This is a genomic window from Roseovarius albus (assembly GCF_900172335.1).
GTDB classification, from domain to species: Bacteria; Pseudomonadota; Alphaproteobacteria; order Rhodobacterales; family Rhodobacteraceae; genus Roseovarius; species Roseovarius albus.
Genome location: NZ_FWFX01000001.1, coordinates 356,919 through 372,297, shown reverse-complemented (window position 1 = coordinate 372,297; position 15,379 = coordinate 356,919). Strand labels below are relative to the sequence as shown.

Below are 15,379 nucleotides of genomic sequence, written 5' to 3'. Positions count from 1 at the left end.
GATGTAACCCTATTCTGAACTGGAGACGTGTATGACAGCCCCCCTGCGCCTTGGAATTGCTGGCCTCGGAACGGTCGGCGCCGGAGTTGTCAAAATCGTTCGTCAAAAGGCCAATCTTTTGGCGGTCCGTTCTGGCCGTCCGATTGAGATTGTTGCGGTTTCCGCCCGCAGCCGTAACAAGGATCGGGGCGTGAACCTTTCTGACTATGCGTGGGAAGATGATCCCGTTGCATTAGCCAAGCGCGATGACGTTGACGTTTTTGTTGAACTGATGGGGGGAAGCGACGGACCGGCCAAGGCCGCGACCGAGGCGGCAATTGCCACAGGAAAACACGTTGTCACCGCAAACAAGGCCCTGCTGGCGCACCACGGTCAGGCGCTAGCGGAAGCCGCAGAGGAAGCTGGCAGCATCCTGCGTTTTGAGGCCGCAGTTGCCGGTGGTATTCCGGTAATCAAAGCCTTGACCGAAGGTCTGGCTGGTAATGACATCACACGCGTGATGGGCGTGATGAATGGCACCTGCAATTATATCCTGACCCGGATGCAGTCGGCCGGCCTGCCCTATGATGAGGTATTCGAAGAAGCCAACCAGCTTGGCTATCTTGAAGCCGATCCAAATCTGGACGTTGGCGGCATTGATGCCGGACACAAACTGTCCCTACTGTCCTCCATCGCCTTTGGGACCAAGGTTGATTTTGACAATGTCCACCTAGAAGGCATTCAGCGCATTACCATTGAGGACATTGAACAAGCCGCCGACATGGGATTCCGCATCAAACTTCTGGGCGTCGCACAAATGACCGGCCGCGGCCTTGAACAGCGCATGTCCCCCTGCCTTGTTCCTGAACAAAGCCCTCTCGGTCAACTCGAAGGCGGAACCAATATGGTCGTGATCGAAGGCGATCAGGTTGAACAGATCGTTCTACGTGGCCCTGGTGCCGGAGAAGGCCCGACCGCCAGCGCCGTCATGGGGGATGTCATGGATATCGCGCGCGGCCTGTCGATCACGACCTTTGGCCAGCCTGCCAATACACTATCCAAGGCCAAAGCTGCACGAGCTGACACCCCTGCGCCATACTACCTGCGCATGTCGCTGCTGGACAAGCCTGGCGCTCTGGCCAAAGTGACCAGTGCCATGGGAGATGCCGGCGTCTCCATCGATCGCATGCGCCAGTACCAACATGAAACAGATACTGCCCCAGTGCTAATCGTGACACACAAAACATCACGCAGCGCGCTTGTGGCCGCCCTGACCGCCATGGATGGGTTGGATGTCCTGTCTGCTGCGCCCGTCGCCCTGCGTATCGAAACCGTCTGACCCCGGCCTTGTGCCGTTCCGCCCAGCCCGCTAAAGCTGGACGAAGTAATATTTGAGGATAAACGATGTCTGCCAAAGCCGAATTTAACGACCACATGCTGTCACTGGCGCTTGCCCGAGTGTCCGAGCAAGCCGCAATTGCCTGTGCCGGCATGATCGGACGCGGCGACGAAAAAGCCGCCGACCAGATGGCCGTGAACGCTATGCGTGAACAGCTGAACCTGCTCGACATCAACGGCGTCGTTGTCATCGGCGAAGGTGAACGCGACGAAGCGCCCATGCTATTCATCGGCGAAGAGGTTGGTACCGGCAATGGCCCCGGCGTCGACATCGCACTCGACCCGCTTGAAGGTACAACCATCACCGCCAAGGCGATGCCAAACGCCCTGACCGTGATTTCCATGGCTCCTCGCGGCACCATGCTGCACGCCCCCGACGTGTATATGGACAAGCTCGCCATCGGCCCCGGCTACCCGAAAGATGTCGTGTCACTGGACATGAGCCCACGTGAACGCGTTGAAGCTCTGGCAGCGGCCAAAGGCTGTGCCGCATCAGACATCACGGTCTGCGTTCTGGAGCGTCCGCGCCATGAAACCGTGATCAAGGAAATTCGCGAAACGGGTGCTGCAATCTACCTGATCGGTGACGGCGATGTTGCCGGGGTCATGCACTGCGCCGAGGCCGAACTGACCGGCATCGACATGTACATGGGCTCTGGCGGCGCACCCGAAGGTGTTCTGGCCGCTGGCGCCCTGAAATGTCTGGGAGGTCAGATCTGGGGCCGTCTGTTGTTCCGCAACGACGACGAAAAAGGCCGCGCGGCCAAGGCAGGCATCACCGATCTGAACCGTGTCTACAGCCGCGATGAACTGGTCACAGATGATGTGATCTTTGCAGCGACTGGCGTGACCCAAGGTTCAATCGTATCCGGCCTCAAGCATCGCGATGGAGGCATTGAGACAGAAACACTGTTGCTGCGCTCCAAAACCGGTGAGCGCCGCCGCCTGAGCTGCTTTCACCCCAACGCCGACTGATGACAACAGCGCTTTTTCCGGTTGAGAGATCTCGGGGCTTCGTTGTCTCATCCACGGGAGAGCGCAACCTATCAGTAAAATTTCTACAAGAAAGTGTCTCGCCAATGTGCTGGCGGGCTCTTTGCGAATGATGGCTGTGTTCCTTGGCATTGAAACCTCGCTGACAGGTCGGCGATGGATCGGCCCAACCCCGGACATTAACCGTATGGCCGAGGCGATCGCGCAACAAACAGCCCTGCCCCGCCCGCTCTGTCATACTTTGGCTAGGTTAGACGTTCTTCCTGAAGACGCTGCCTCTTATCTGGAACCAAAGCTACGCGATCTGCTGCCAGACCCACGCAGTATTCTGGATATGAAGAAGGCGGCTGCCCGTTTTTTGCAAGCCGTACGTCAGCACGAACGGATTGCGATCTTTGCCGATTATGACGTCGATGGAGGCACCTCGGCCGCACTGTTGCTGGACTGGCTACGGCAGAGCAATCAAAACGCCACGCTCTATGTCCCCGACCGGATCGACGAAGGTTACGGCCCCAATGTCCCCGCCATGCAGCAGTTGGCGCATGATCATGACCTGATTATTTGCGTCGATTGCGGCACGCTCAGCCATGAGGCGCTTGCTGCTGCTGAGGGCGCAGACGTGATTGTGCTCGACCACCACCTTGGCGGCGAAACCCTGCCCCCGGCTCTGGTCGTAGTGAACCCCAATCGGCAAGACGAATCTGGTGATCTGGCACATCTATGTGCCGCCGCCGTGGTGTTCTTGATGCTCGTCGAGGTTGGGCGCCAACTGCGCGAAGCGGGTCAGAAAGGCCCGGACCTGATGGCGATGCTGGATCTTGTGGCCCTTGCCACGGTCGCAGATGTCGCCCCACTGCGCGGCGTGAACCGCGCCTTTGTGCAGCAGGGTTTGAAGGTCATGGCCCGGCGTCAGCGCGTTGGACTGGTTGCGCTCAGCGATGTGGCACGGCTGGACACGGCTCCGACCTCCTACCACCTCGGCTTTGTTCTCGGCCCTCGAATCAATGCCGGTGGTCGTGTGGGCCGTGCTGACCTTGGCGCTCGTCTGCTAGCCTGCACCGATATGCACGAAGCTAAGGCCCTTGCGGAACGTCTTGAAGAGCTGAACGCAGAGCGCCGTGAGGTCGAAGCCAATGTGCATACCGCAGCACTTGAACAGGCTGAGGAACGCGGCCTTGATGCCCCGCTGGTCTGGGCGGCAGCAGATGGTTGGCACCCAGGCGTTGTAGGCATCGTCGCCAGCCGCCTGAAAGAAAAAACCAACCGCCCTGCTATCGTCATCGGTTTTGATGGGGATGAGGGCAAAGGGTCAGGCCGCTCAATCAGCGGGGTCGATTTAGGTGCTTCCATTCAACGGCTCGCCAGCGAAGGCCTCTTGATTAAAGGTGGCGGTCACAAAATGGCTGCAGGTCTGACAGTTGCACGCGATCAATTGGAACCCGCGATGGCACGCCTGTCAGAACTACTGGCCAAGCAAGGCGCGGGTCAGGCTGGCCCTTCCGATCTGAAACTGGACGGCATGCTGATGCCCGGCGCGGCGAGTATCGACCTTTTACACCAGATCGAGGCTGCTGGCCCTTTTGGCGCCAGCGCTCCCGGCCCGCGATATGTCTTTGCCGATATGGCCATCAGTTTTGCCAAGCGCGTAGGTGACAACCACCTGAAAATACGTTTCGGCGACGGATTGGGAGCAAGCCTAGATGCGATTGCTTTCGGCGCTTTCGATGGCCCTTTGGGGGCGGCGCTCGAACAGCACGGCGGCGCACGATTCCACTTGGCTGGACGCCTGAGCATCAACACCTGGGGCGGCAGGCAGAGCGTTCAACTGATGCTGGAAGACGCGGCACGCGCCAATTGATACGCCCCCAATCATGAGCAAAAAATAAATCTTCATCGAAGTGACATTTTTTGCAAATACCCTCTTGCGCCCCTCACCGCTTTTGCCTAATTAGCGCCTCACACAAGGCGCTGGCCCGTTCGTCTATCGGTTAGGACGCCAGGTTTTCAACCTGGAAAGAGGGGTTCGATTCCCCTACGGGCTGCCATTTCACCTTGTGGACTCCGTCAAAATCCAGTGTCTTAAGTTAATACCTCCGACGTGATTCGCCTATTCGAATTCCACCGAGAGATCTTGTCACGCAACCGTCAACTTGCCTTGCGGCAATAAAGCTCCAACCGATGGGCGACGATCTCATAGCCATGTTCGGCCGCGACTCTTCTTTGCAAGCGTTCGATTTCTTCCGAGACGAATTCCATCACATCGCCAGTTTCGATGTCGATCAGATGGTCGTGATGTGGGCGATTTGAGACCTCATATCGGGTAACCCCGCCATCAAAGGTATGCGTCTGTAAAACCCCCTTCTCGGCCAAAGCAGCCAAGGTGCGATAGGTCGTTGCCTGGCTGACGCTGGCGTCGCGCTCGCGGGCACGCGCCAAGACCTGCTCGGCATCCGGATGATCCTCCGCCTCGAACAGGACACGGACAATCGCCAAACGCTGTTTGGTCACTCGCAGACCAGTATCACGCAGAATCTGGTCCTCGTTATTGATAAAAAACTTCGTACTCATGCCAACAACATGGCGGATAGATTCTCAAGTTGCAAGTTAAATGAGAATAATTCTCACAAGCATTGACAATGCGAATGATTTGCAATTAGAGATCGGACATATTCACTTTCGCTAGGATTCCTTAATGCCTCAGAAATTGCGCCATGCCACTTCCATCGCTGCCGTCCTCGTCGCAATGACCAATGCGGCCTCTGCCGAAGACAAGATGAAGGTCGTCACCACCTTTACCGTTTTGGCGGATATGGCCAGTAATGTTGCCGGGGATGCCGCCGAAGTGGTATCTGTCACCAAACCGGGCGCGGAGATTCACGGCTACGAGCCCACCCCGCAGGATATCGTCCGCGCGTCTAATGCTGATTTGATTCTGTGGAACGGAATGAACCTTGAATTGTGGTTTGAACAATTTCTGACCAATCTTGGGGATGTGCCCTCTGCCACATTGACCGAAGGCATCAACCCTATCCCGATCGCGAATGGCGCCTACGAGGGAAAACCTAACCCCCATGCATGGATGGGGTTGGAAAACGCGCTCATCTACATCGACAACATTCGCGACGCCTTCGCCCAGAAAGACCCAAAGAATGCAGAGGTTTATACTGCAAATGCGGAAACTTACAAAGATGAGCTGCGCGCGGTGATCGAACCGCTGCGCCAGCAGATTGCAACTATACCCGAAGATCAACGTTGGCTGGTTACCTGTGAAGGAGCGTTCAGCTACCTTGCCCGCGATTTTGCCATGAAAGAGCTATACCTATGGCCGATGAATGCCGATCAGGTCGGCACGCCACAGCAGGTGCGTGGTGTTATTGACGGCGTGCGCGAAAACGATATCCCCGTGGTGTTCTGCGAAAGCACCGTCAACACTGCCCCCGCCAAGCAAGTCGCCCGTGAAACCGGCGCAAACTATGGCGGCGAACTTTACGTCGATTCTCTGAGCGGACCGGATGGCCCGGTTCCAACCTATCTCGACCTTCTGAAAGTGACTTCTGAAACCGTAGCCACAGGGTTGACCGCAGCCACCGAGTAGCCGCAAAGAAAGGGACTAAGATGAGTGTGCGACTTGCAGTGAAAGAAACGGCAACACCTGTTTCTGAGCCGGCGGGCGGCATTGATGTCAAAGATGTTACTGTCACCTACCGCAATGGGCACACAGCCCTGCGTGATGCGAGCTTTGCCATTCCACAGGGCACGGTTACGGCCCTTGTGGGCGTGAACGGCGCTGGAAAATCCACCCTCTTCAAAGCGGTCATGGGGTTTGTCCCGGCGGCCAAAGGCCAGATGCAGATCCTTGGCCGGTCGGTCAAGGACGCACTGAAACAAAATCTGGTGGCCTATGTCCCACAGGCGGAAGAGGTCGACTGGACCTTTCCGGTGCTGGTCGAGGATGTCGTGATGATGGGCCGCTACGGCCATATGGGTATACTACGCCGCCCAAAGGCAGTAGATCATGCCGCTGTCGAGAATGCGCTTCAACGCGTCAATATGGCAGACTTGCGCCACCGCCAGATCGGTGAGCTGTCCGGTGGCCAACGCAAACGGGTGTTTCTGGCACGCGCTTTGGCACAAGACGGTCAAGTGATCCTTCTCGATGAGCCCTTTACCGGTGTCGACGTCAAAACCGAAGAGCAGATTATCGCGCTGCTGAAAGAGATGCGCGACGAAGGTCGGGTGATGTTGGTCTCGACTCATAACCTTGGTTCCGTCCCAGAATTTTGCGACCGTACGATTCTGGTCAAAGGCACGGTTCTGGCCCATGGCCCTACTGAGACGACATTTACCCGTGCCAACCTCGAAGCCGCCTTTGGCGGCGTTCTGCGCCACTTCACCCTTGGCGGCGAAGCCCTACATGACGACGCTGATGCCCGCACGGTCACCATCCTGACAGATGATGAACGTCCTTTCGTTCAGTACGGCGAGAAAACACAGACGGCAGAGAGCACTCCATGATCGACGTCCTGCTCGAACCGTTTAGCTACAATTATATGACCAATGCAATGTGGGTGTCCGCGCTTGTGGGCAGCGTCTGTGCCTTTCTGTCCGCCTATCTGATGCTCAAAGGCTGGTCCTTGATCGGTGATGCACTGGCGCATTCGGTGGTGCCTGGTGTGGCCGCAGCTTACCTGCTGGGCCTACCCTTTGCACTAGGTGCATTTCTGGCGGGCGGTCTAGCCGCCGGATCGATGTTGTTTCTGTCCGAACGTTCCGGTCTGAAGGTCGATGTCATTATTGGCCTGATCTTCACATCCTTCTTTGGGCTTGGGTTATTCATGGTTTCGATCAATCCAATCTCGATCTCGGTACAGACGATAACCATGGGCAATATTTTGGCCATCACACCGAGCGACACTCTGCAACTTGCCATCATCGGCTTTGTCTCGCTCGCTGTGCTGTTTGTGCTATGGAAAGATCTCATGGTCACCTTTTTCGATGAAAGTCACGCCCGGACCATCGGTCTGCGTACAGGGGTGCTCAAGGCGATCTTTTTCACGTTACTCTCTGCCTCGGTCGTGGCGGCGATGCAGACAGTGGGGGCGTTTCTGGTGATTGCCATGGTGGTCACCCCCGGGGCCACCGCCTATCTGCTTTGCGATCGCTTTCCACGCCTGATCGTGACGTCGATCATCATCGGCAGCAGCACCAGCTTTGTCGGCGCTTATGCCAGCTATTTCCTTGATGGCGCCACCGGCGGCATTATCGTGAGCTTACAAACGCTGATTTTCCTGCTGGTGTTTATCTTGGCCCCCAAACATGGCCTTCTGGCAGCCAAGGCCAAGGCGCGTGCGGCCTTGCAGGAGGTGGCATGATGGCTGAGACACTTCTCATGCCGTTTCAGTTCGGCTTTATGCAAAACGCCTTTTTGATTGGACTGATCGTCTCGGTTCCAGCGGCACTCCTATCTTGCTTTCTAGTACTCAAAGGTTGGGCGTTGATGGGCGACGCGGTCAGCCACGCGGTTCTGCCCGGTATCGTTCTGGCCTATATGTTTGGCCTGCCTTTACTTATCGGCGCCTTTGCCGCTGGCATGACCTGTGCCATCACCACTGGCTATCTCTCGGGCAATAGCCGCGTGAAGCAAGACACCGTGATGGGGGTGGTCTTCTCAGGTATGTTTGGGCTGGGCATCGTGCTTTATGTCGCAGCGAAAACTGATGTGGACCTGATGCATATCCTCTATGGCAATATGCTGGGTGTTGATCAGTCTGAACTGATCTCAGCAGGTCTTATTTCACTGGTCGTCGCTGCCGCCCTACTCCTGAAATGGAATGATCTGCTGTTGCACAGCTTTGATCCGGCACAGGCGCGCGCGGCAGGCCTGCCGGTCAATCTGTTGCATTACGGCCTTCTGACGGCCCTTTCGCTCACTATCGTGGCCACTCTGTCAGCTGTGGGTCTGATCCTTGCCATCGGATTGCTGATTGCCCCGGGCGCCATTGCCTTTCTGTTGGTGCGCAAATTCTCGACCATGCTCTGGCTGTCCGTTCTGATCTGCATGTTCGCAATGATGATAGGTACTTATGCCAGCTTTTTCATCGACAGCGCTCCTGCGCCAACCATCATTCTGATCCTGACAGCAATGTTCATCATCGCCTTTATCTGGCGTCAGTTTCAGAACCGCAAACATTCAACCAAGATCGCAGTGCTGGATTGACCGCCAGCATCAGGGCGCACGTGCCCTGTGTGCATGCGCACAGCAAAAATGCGCTCACCCGCAGACCCGTCCCTTTAAATATTCACACGCATCCCCATTTCTGCTGGAGTGAAACAAGGATGACGAACATGCGCGGAACATTGATTGCAGTACAAGTGGCCATTTTAGCGATTATCGCCGTCTATGGCGCTGGTGTTGATGCCAATCAGCACGAAAAGCCGACAGAATTGCGGGCGAACATTCACCCAGAGTAAGTTAGATTACTCTGCCTGCAATGCCGGGCGAATGGTGCTTTCCAGAATGCTTTTGGTGATCGGGCCGGCAAAGCGCAGCAGTATTGTCCCGTCACCATCGATCACATAAGTCTCCGGCACGCCGTAAACCCCCCAATTCAGCGCCATACGCCCGTCATCGGTACCAAGTTTGGCATAGGGGTTGCCCAGCTCTTCCAAGAAACTAACGGCCTGTGAGGGTTTGTCTTTGTAGTTGATCCCATAGATCGGCACGCCTTCATCCGCCAGAATCTCCAATTGAGGATGCTCTGCCCGGCACGGAGCACACCAACTGGCCCAGTAGTTCACCAGTTTCACCTCACCATTGCGTAGATCTTCATCGGAGAACGGCTGCGCGTCTGCAAAAGTTCCAACCTGCACCGCCGGGGCTTTTTTACCTTCAAGCGCAGACGGCAATTCATCTGGATTTTCTCTCTGCATCGCAACATAGAATGTGCCTGCTAGTGCCAGAAAGATCAGCGGTGGAGCCAACATCAAAGGTGAAACCTTAGCCATCCTGCTTCATCCTTTGCTCAATCTGTTCAAGCTGCCCCCGGACTTGTTTGGCGCGCCAAATACTGGCCCCGACCAACAGCAGCAAAAGCACCACTGAAACCCCGTAGGCCGACAAAACCGTTGCGGCGTATTTCCCAAGCTCCGGCATCATTGCAGACGCTCCCGTGCCAACAGAGCCCGCATTCGGCGGGCGCGGATTTCGGTTTGGGTGCGCAACAGCACAAGCCCCAGAAACAGCAAGACAAACCCCGCAATGGAAAACAGTAGTGGGTGGTAAAACACGTCGGCCACGTTTTCCTCTTTGTCCAGGCTCAGCGACGCTCCCTGATGCAGGCCTTGGTTCCAGAAATTCACCGCATAGCGGCTGAGAATTGCAAAGACCGATCCTACCAGACACAAGATCGAGGTCAGATCCGCCGCCGTATCGTCATTCTCAATCGCACTCCAAAGCGCGATATAGCCAAGGTAAAACAGAAACAGGATCAGAAACGATGTCAGCCGCGGGTCCCAGGCCCACCAGGTTCCCCACATCGGTTGCCCCCAGATCGCGCCGGTCAGTAGGGCAATTAGCGTCATCACCAACCCCACTGGGGCAGCAGCACGTGCTGCCAAGGCGCTGACATGGTGGCGACGAATGATCCAGATCAACGAGGTGACCAGCATCATGAACCACGCGTTAATGGCCATTAACGCCGACGGCACATGCAGATAGATGATCTTGACGGTTGATCCCTGACGGTAGTCATCCGGCGTGAAGAAAAAGCCCCAGATTAACCCGATAACAAGGCAGGCAATTGCACCACCCCAGATCCATGGCATCAGCCGATCGCTGGTGGCGATAAACCTGCGCGGATTGGCGTATTCCCAGACTGAATTCACCGCTGGCCTCTTTTGCTCGGGTCTCTGATTCATCTCAGGTTCGCCTTCAATACCGCAGCCGCCGCAAAAGGCAAAAGCGCTATGGTGCCGCAGGTGATTCCTGCAAGCATCAACAGGGGCGAGGTTATCGAGAGCCCTTCCGCGCCACGCTGAGCCACCTGCGCACCAAAGATCAACGTTGGCACATAAAGCGGCAAAACCAACAGGCTGAGCAGCAGACCCCCTCGCTTCAATCCCACCGTCAAAGCCGCCCCAAAGGTCCCGATCACGCTAAGTGCCGGGGTGCCAAGGGTAAGTGACAGGATCAGCGGTATGAAGCCCGTTGCTGGAAGGTTCATCAATACGCCGAACAAAGGGGCTGCAAGGATGAGCGGCAACCCCGTTGTGAGCCAATGCCCAAAGCTCTTGATCGCCGCGACACCTTCCAATGGTAAAGGCGACGTCGCCAGCAGATCCAGACTGCCATCTTCCCAATCCAACGCAAAGATGCGATCCAGTGATAGCAGGCAAGCCAACAATGCCCCCAACCAAAGAATCCCAGGCGCTATCTTGGACAACAGTTCCGGATCGGGCCCAACGCCAAATGGCACCAATGTGACAACGATCAGGAAAAACGCCAGCGCCAGACCAAAGCCCCCACCGGCGCGCAGGGCCAGTTTAAGATCACGGATCAGAAGCGCGATCACAAGAAGGCCTCGTCGAAATCGTCGGTGACTGGGGTTTTGGCTTTATAGGGTGACAATTCCAAAACCGTCGGATCCTCCAACCCCAGATCTATATGTGTCGCCAACAGGGCCGCTCCACCTGCTTGCAAATGTGCTTTAATCGCCCGCGCAAACATCCCAACGGCTTCGGCATCCAGAGACACCGTGGGCTCATCCAGCAGCCAAAGCGGCCGCCCGGTCACCAACAACCGGGCCAATCCTAACCGACGCCCCTGTCCGGCGGATAACGCGCCAGCGGGGCGCTCTCGCAAGGTTCGCAAATCATAGGCCATCATCGCAGCCTCAACACCATTTGATCCAAAGATCTGTGCCCAGAACGTCAAGTTTTCCTCGACACTCAACGTCGCCTTGATACCATCTGCGTGGCTGGCATAGGCAAAACCGTCTGGCTCAAATTGAATGGCGCCGCCAAGCGCAGGCTGTAAACCAGCCACCGTACGCAGCAAAGAGGTTTTGCCCACACCGTTGGGCCCACGCAGCACCAAAGCCTGACCCGCCGCCAGCTTAAAGGATACACCTTCAAGCAGCTTCACACCTCCACGGGTGACAGACAGATCTGAGACCTCTAGCATCATGATCCGTCTTTATCCCATTCTGAATGTTTGAAAAAGCCAGATACGGCGTAGAACACTGCGACCGATTAGACCGGCAGCAGGGCCAACGCGATCCGGCGTCCTTCGGACAGCAACACGTTATAGGTTCGACAGGCCGCAGGGGAGTTCATTGCCTCCACTCCGATGCCCAAGCCTTCCAGCGTCGCCCGCAGATCTTCTGGCACATGTTCCGTTTCAGCGCCCGTACCAATGAACAGGACATCCACTTGCTCAGCCAAATCCAGTAGCAGCGCACGATCTTCATAACCGTCCCAGGTGTGCACTCCATCGTCAGAGATAAAGATAGGCCCTTCAATCGCCTGCCCACCGATCCGAAAGAACCCTGGACCATAGCCGTCAATCGGCAATGCTTCTGTGTAGTTGATCTCGTTCAGTCGCATGTCACACTCCCCAAAGCGGCAGGCCCGTCAGTACAGCCACCCCGATCACCGCATAGGCAGCCCAACGATAGAACTTCTCTTGGCTAGGGTCAAAAGCCGCCTGTCCGATCAGTGTTGTTGTGAAATACGGCACAGCAAGAACAATCGCCAAAACAAGCGTGCCCAACTCAATCGTTCCAGAAAGCAGAAGGTTGGCAACAATCACAATATCAAGTGCGGCAAGAAACAAAATGGTATTGGCCCGAATGGTTTTCACTGCGCCCTGCCCGGCCAGATAGAACATGATCACAATTGGCCCAGTCAAGCCGGTCAGCCCGCCAACAACACCTGCAACGCCGCCAACACCCAAAAGGCCCTTGGCGTCGATCTTTCTTGAATACCGCCACCCTGTGATCAAAGCCGCCAATGTGACCGAGGCTATCACTGTCACCATCCAGCGCACGGTCACTTGATCCAATTGCCTAAGCAGCATGATCCCAACCGGAACGGTCAGCAACGCCGCAAAGGCCAAAACGCCCACTTCCTTGCGATCCGCCTGCCCCCAAGCCCGCGGCACCAGCGCTGACATGCTGACAATGCCGGTCAGAGTTATGACCGCAACCACTTGCTCGGGCGGCAGGAATATCCCTGCGACCGGGACAAAAATCAGGGCAGTACCAAAGCCTGTAAAGCCCCGCACAATCCCGGCAAAACCAATCGCGACGATTAACCAAATTAGTCCTGGCAATGCCAGGACATCTGTAATCAGCTCAAGCATCGATGTTGGCGTACTGATTGCCCGCATTGTTGGATGGTTTTGACCAATCGCGCTTTACCCCCAACCACAGAAGGATCGAGCTGGCGACAAAGATCGAACTATATGTCCCGACGATCACGCCCCAGATCATTGCGAAGACAAATCCGCGGATCACATCGCCACCCAGCACATAAAGTGACAGCAAGGCCAGCAAAGTGGTGACCGAGGTCATAACCGTTCGGCTCAGCGTCTCGTTGATCGACAGGTTCAGAACTTCGGACAGAGGTTTTTGTTTGTATTTACGCAGGTTCTCGCGAACCCGATCAAACACAACTACAGTATCGTTGAGAGAATACCCTACGATGGTAAGCAGCGCGGCGATAATAGCCAGATCGAACTGGATTTGCAGTTCTGAGAACACCCCGATGGTCAACACAACGTCGTGAATCAGGGCCGCAACGGCTCCGACCGCAAACTGCCATTCAAACCTCAACCAGATATAGAACAGAACCGCACCAATCGCCAAAACAACAGCAATCACAGCAGCTGTGATCAACTCTCCTGACACCTTGGGGCCGACGCTTTCGACGGATGTGAACTTCAATTCTGGGTCAACAGTTTGCAAAGCTTTCAAAGTATTTTGCGTCACATCTGCCGATACCGCCTCTTCGCCGTCTTGTGCTTGAATACGGATCATTGCAACGTTCTGATCTTCGTCAAAGGTTGGATCAAACACTTCGGTAATGCTGACGTCACCCAATTCAAGTGGCTGAATGGCAGAGCGATATTCCCCAATATCAATTGGTTGCGCGCTTTCTGTACGGATCGTTGTGCCGCCTTTGAAATCGATACCAAAATTCAAGCCTTGAATGGCAAAGGAGGCCATAGCAACGACTATCAGAACAGCCGAAACGCCTAGGGACACCCGCCAGCGGCGGAAGAAATCCCATTTGGTATTTTTAGGCACCAGCCTCAGGTATTTCCCTTGCAATACGGTCTTAGGCCGGCGGCGTTCAAACCAGATCACAGCCATCAGGCGTGTCACAAAGATCGCGGTAAAAACCGAGGTGATGATCCCGATCCCTAACGTAATGGCAAAACCCCGCACCGGGCCGCTGCCCATAGCAAACAAGATCACGGCAGTGATAAAGGTGGTGATGTTGGCGTCAGTGATCGCACTCAGCGCCTTCTCGTATCCCAATTCAATCGCCCGTGCCGGACCTTTGGATGATTTTATTTCTTCCTTGATCCGTTCAAACACCAATACGTTGGCATCCACCGCCATACCGATGGTTAAGACGATCCCCGCAACCCCCGGTAAGGTTAGCGTCGCCCCAAGCATGCTGAGCAAGCCAAAGATCAAACCAACGTTGATGATCAGTGCGATATTGGCGAAAATCCCAAAGGTGCCATAGCTGAGAGCCATAAAAACCAGCACCATGGCAAAAGCGACGATACAGGCAATCTTACCCGCCTCAATGCTGTCCGCGCCAAGCTCAGGCCCGATCGTCCGTTCTTCGAGGAAGTCCAAACCTGCTGGCAAGGCACCCGCGCGCAAGAGCACGGCTAAGTTGGTGCTTTCTTCGACGGTGAAACGGCCCGTAATGATACCCGAACCACCCGGGATATGACTTTGGATCACCGGAGCGCTGATCACCTCACCATCCAGCACGATGGCAAAGGGGTTCCCGATGTTTTCGGCGGTATAGTCGCCAAATTTACGCGCGCCTGTGGGATTGAACCGGAAGGACACGGCCGGACGACCATTCTGGTCAAAATCAGGTTGCGCGTCGACCAGTTCTTCACCAGTCACAACCGGCGCTTTTTCAAGAATGTAATAGACACCTTCTTCATCGATGGACGGCAATATTTCATTACCTGCCCCGGGGCGTTCGTCCAGGTCAGATGTCCGGCCAACTACCGGTTGGAAGGTCAGTTGCGCAGTGGTGCCAATGATCTCTTTTAGCTCTGCCGCACTTCCAATGCCCGGCACCTGGATCAGGATCCGGCTGGCGCCTTGGCGCTGAATGGTGGGTTCGCGTGTGCCAACCTCGTCAATCCGGCGGCGGATGATTTCCAGCGCCTGACGTACGGTGCGTTCATCCATGGCCAGACGTTCGGCTTCACTCAGCCGGATGATAATATCCGCGCCATCGGTAGTCACTTCAATATCGTTGCTGGCCACACCGGTCAGGCTCGTCACCGGGCGGGCTAATCCCCGCACCTGCGAGGCGGCATAGGCAATCTCTTCGGGTTTTTCGACCAGACGGACACGAAGCTCATTCGCATCTGAGGGCTGCAAACGGATCGGGCCAATGCGGTCACGCTCCTGACGCAGCAAATCACGGACATCGGGCCACATGCCTTCAAGGCGGGCCTGATAGACCTCTTCCACGCGCACCTCGGCCAGCAAATGTGCCCCACCGCGCAGATCAAGCCCAAGGTTGACCAAGGATGACGGCAAAAAGCTGGGCCATTGCGCAGCTTGCGCCTCTAGCTCAGCCCCGGTTTGGCCCATTTCCAACGCCGCAACGGCGTCATTGCGGGTTTCCACACGGGAATAGAAACCGTTTGGCAGCGCCAGAAGAAGTCCGAGGGCGACAAGGCCCCAGATCACGATGCGTTTCCACAAGTCGATTTGAAGCATTATGCCGCCTTTTCAACGGTTTG

At 56.0% G+C, this 15,379-nt stretch carries 17 protein-coding genes and 1 tRNA gene; 9 read left to right on the top strand and 9 right to left on the bottom strand.

All coding sequences use genetic code 11. The annotated features are described in order from the left end of the window. Positions 1-31: 31 nt before the first annotated feature. From ROA7450_RS01770 to ROA7450_RS01755, 4 genes are all read left to right on the top strand, one after another. Complete coding sequence (locus ROA7450_RS01770; protein WP_085803911.1) at positions 32-1,318, top strand: homoserine dehydrogenase; 1,287 nt, start codon at positions 32-34, stop codon at positions 1,316-1,318. 65 nt (positions 1,319-1,383) lie between these two features. Then, the gene (glpX, locus tag ROA7450_RS01765; protein ID WP_085803908.1) at positions 1,384-2,352 is read left to right on the top strand and encodes a class II fructose-bisphosphatase; all 969 of its coding nucleotides are present in this window, start codon (positions 1,384-1,386) and stop codon (positions 2,350-2,352) included. A 127-nt stretch (positions 2,353-2,479) separates the two neighbouring features. Next, positions 2,480-4,228: a single-stranded-DNA-specific exonuclease RecJ gene (gene recJ, locus ROA7450_RS01760; RefSeq protein WP_085803907.1), complete on the top strand. Its 1,749-nt coding sequence runs from the start codon at positions 2,480-2,482 to the stop codon at positions 4,226-4,228. Between the two features lie 112 nt (positions 4,229-4,340). Further along, a tRNA-Glu gene (locus ROA7450_RS01755) sits at positions 4,341-4,415 on the top strand. Between the two features lie 100 nt (positions 4,416-4,515). On the opposite strand, the gene ROA7450_RS01750 is transcribed toward ROA7450_RS01755, so the two are convergent. After that, a complete protein-coding gene (locus ROA7450_RS01750; RefSeq protein ID WP_085803905.1) occupies positions 4,516-4,938 on the bottom strand; it encodes a Fur family transcriptional regulator in 423 nt (140 codons plus the stop codon). Between the two features lie 124 nt (positions 4,939-5,062). Here ROA7450_RS01750 and ROA7450_RS01745 point away from each other — a divergent pair, with 124 nt between their 5' ends. The 5 genes from ROA7450_RS01745 (at position 5,063) to ROA7450_RS21390 (ending at position 8,841) form a co-directional block, all read left to right on the top strand. Continuing rightward, positions 5,063-5,965: a metal ABC transporter substrate-binding protein gene (locus tag ROA7450_RS01745; protein ID WP_085803903.1), complete on the top strand. Its 903-nt coding sequence runs from the start codon at positions 5,063-5,065 to the stop codon at positions 5,963-5,965. 20 nt (positions 5,966-5,985) lie between these two features. Continuing rightward, positions 5,986-6,885: a manganese/iron ABC transporter ATP-binding protein gene (locus ROA7450_RS01740; RefSeq protein ID WP_085803902.1), complete on the top strand. Its 900-nt coding sequence runs from the start codon at positions 5,986-5,988 to the stop codon at positions 6,883-6,885. After that, the gene (locus tag ROA7450_RS01735; protein ID WP_200812912.1) at positions 6,882-7,742 is read left to right on the top strand and encodes a metal ABC transporter permease; all 861 of its coding nucleotides are present in this window, start codon (positions 6,882-6,884) and stop codon (positions 7,740-7,742) included. Before ROA7450_RS01740 ends, ROA7450_RS01735 begins: the two co-directional genes overlap by 4 nt. Beyond that, complete coding sequence (locus ROA7450_RS01730; RefSeq protein WP_306372419.1) at positions 7,742-8,587, top strand: metal ABC transporter permease; 846 nt, start codon at positions 7,742-7,744, stop codon at positions 8,585-8,587. Before ROA7450_RS01735 ends, ROA7450_RS01730 begins: the two co-directional genes overlap by 1 nt. A 128-nt stretch (positions 8,588-8,715) precedes the next feature. Next, a complete protein-coding gene (locus tag ROA7450_RS21390) occupies positions 8,716-8,841 on the top strand; it encodes a hypothetical protein (protein WP_268808433.1) in 126 nt (41 codons plus the stop codon). Positions 8,842-8,847: 6 nt separating this feature from the next. On the opposite strand, the gene ROA7450_RS01725 is transcribed toward ROA7450_RS21390, so the two are convergent. The 8 genes from ROA7450_RS01725 to secD all read right to left on the bottom strand — a co-directional run bounded on the left by ROA7450_RS01725 (position 8,848) and on the right by secD (position 15,356). Continuing rightward, on the bottom strand, positions 8,848-9,375 hold the full coding sequence (locus ROA7450_RS01725) for a DsbE family thiol:disulfide interchange protein (protein WP_085803898.1): 528 nt from the start codon (positions 9,373-9,375) through the stop codon (positions 8,848-8,850). Beyond that, positions 9,368-9,526, bottom strand: a complete 159-nt coding sequence (gene ccmD, locus ROA7450_RS01720; RefSeq protein ID WP_200812911.1) for a heme exporter protein CcmD — start codon at positions 9,524-9,526, stop codon at positions 9,368-9,370. The genes ROA7450_RS01725 and ccmD overlap by 8 nt, the downstream gene beginning before the upstream one ends. Then, the gene (locus ROA7450_RS01715; protein WP_085803897.1) at positions 9,523-10,287 is read right to left on the bottom strand and encodes a heme ABC transporter permease; all 765 of its coding nucleotides are present in this window, start codon (positions 10,285-10,287) and stop codon (positions 9,523-9,525) included. The genes ccmD and ROA7450_RS01715 overlap by 4 nt, the downstream gene beginning before the upstream one ends. Then, a complete protein-coding gene (gene ccmB, locus ROA7450_RS01710; RefSeq protein WP_085803895.1) occupies positions 10,284-10,940 on the bottom strand; it encodes a heme exporter protein CcmB in 657 nt (218 codons plus the stop codon). The genes ROA7450_RS01715 and ccmB overlap by 4 nt, the downstream gene beginning before the upstream one ends. Further along, positions 10,937-11,554, bottom strand: coding sequence for a heme ABC exporter ATP-binding protein CcmA (gene ccmA, locus ROA7450_RS01705; protein WP_085803893.1), 618 nt, complete (start codon positions 11,552-11,554; stop codon positions 10,937-10,939). The genes ccmB and ccmA overlap by 4 nt, the downstream gene beginning before the upstream one ends. Positions 11,555-11,619: 65 nt before the next feature. After that, on the bottom strand, positions 11,620-11,973 hold the full coding sequence (locus ROA7450_RS01700; protein ID WP_085803891.1) for an Mth938-like domain-containing protein: 354 nt from the start codon (positions 11,971-11,973) through the stop codon (positions 11,620-11,622). A 1-nt stretch (position 11,974) separates the two neighbouring features. Continuing rightward, positions 11,975-12,730 carry a sulfite exporter TauE/SafE family protein gene (locus tag ROA7450_RS01695; protein WP_085803889.1) on the bottom strand — a complete coding sequence of 252 codons (756 nt, stop codon included), beginning with the start codon at positions 12,728-12,730 and terminating at the stop codon, positions 11,975-11,977. After that, positions 12,723-15,356 carry a protein translocase subunit SecD gene (secD, locus tag ROA7450_RS01690; RefSeq protein ID WP_085803887.1) on the bottom strand — a complete coding sequence of 878 codons (2,634 nt, stop codon included), beginning with the start codon at positions 15,354-15,356 and terminating at the stop codon, positions 12,723-12,725. The genes ROA7450_RS01695 and secD overlap by 8 nt, the downstream gene beginning before the upstream one ends. Between the last annotated feature and the right edge of the window lie 23 nt (positions 15,357-15,379).

Bases quoted from the DNA above. Each gene is read 5' to 3' on its own strand.
- glpX (WP_085803908.1), top strand. From the start codon at position 1,384: ATGTCTGCCAAAGCCGAATTTAACGACCACATGCTGTCACTGGCGCTT.
- ccmA (WP_085803893.1), bottom strand. From the start codon at position 11,554: ATGATGCTAGAGGTCTCAGATCTGTCTGTCACCCGTGGAGGTGTGAAG.
- ROA7450_RS01735 (WP_200812912.1), top strand. From the start codon at position 6,882: ATGATCGACGTCCTGCTCGAACCGTTTAGCTACAATTATATGACCAAT.
- ROA7450_RS01715 (WP_085803897.1), bottom strand. From the start codon at position 10,287: ATGAATCAGAGACCCGAGCAAAAGAGGCCAGCGGTGAATTCAGTCTGG.
- ROA7450_RS01700 (WP_085803891.1), bottom strand. From the start codon at position 11,973: ATGCGACTGAACGAGATCAACTACACAGAAGCATTGCCGATTGACGGC.
- ccmD (WP_200812911.1), bottom strand. From the start codon at position 9,526: ATGATGCCGGAGCTTGGGAAATACGCCGCAACGGTTTTGTCGGCCTAC.
- ROA7450_RS21390 (WP_268808433.1), top strand. From the start codon at position 8,716: ATGCGCGGAACATTGATTGCAGTACAAGTGGCCATTTTAGCGATTATC.
- ROA7450_RS01695 (WP_085803889.1), bottom strand. From the start codon at position 12,730: ATGCTTGAGCTGATTACAGATGTCCTGGCATTGCCAGGACTAATTTGG.
- secD (WP_085803887.1), bottom strand. From the start codon at position 15,356: ATGCTTCAAATCGACTTGTGGAAACGCATCGTGATCTGGGGCCTTGTC.
- ROA7450_RS01730 (WP_306372419.1), top strand. From the start codon at position 7,742: ATGGCTGAGACACTTCTCATGCCGTTTCAGTTCGGCTTTATGCAAAAC.
- recJ (WP_085803907.1), top strand. From the start codon at position 2,480: ATGATGGCTGTGTTCCTTGGCATTGAAACCTCGCTGACAGGTCGGCGA.
- ROA7450_RS01750 (WP_085803905.1), bottom strand. From the start codon at position 4,938: ATGAGTACGAAGTTTTTTATCAATAACGAGGACCAGATTCTGCGTGAT.
- ROA7450_RS01725 (WP_085803898.1), bottom strand. From the start codon at position 9,375: ATGGCTAAGGTTTCACCTTTGATGTTGGCTCCACCGCTGATCTTTCTG.
- ROA7450_RS01740 (WP_085803902.1), top strand. From the start codon at position 5,986: ATGAGTGTGCGACTTGCAGTGAAAGAAACGGCAACACCTGTTTCTGAG.
- ROA7450_RS01770 (WP_085803911.1), top strand. From the start codon at position 32: ATGACAGCCCCCCTGCGCCTTGGAATTGCTGGCCTCGGAACGGTCGGC.
- ROA7450_RS01745 (WP_085803903.1), top strand. From the start codon at position 5,063: ATGCCTCAGAAATTGCGCCATGCCACTTCCATCGCTGCCGTCCTCGTC.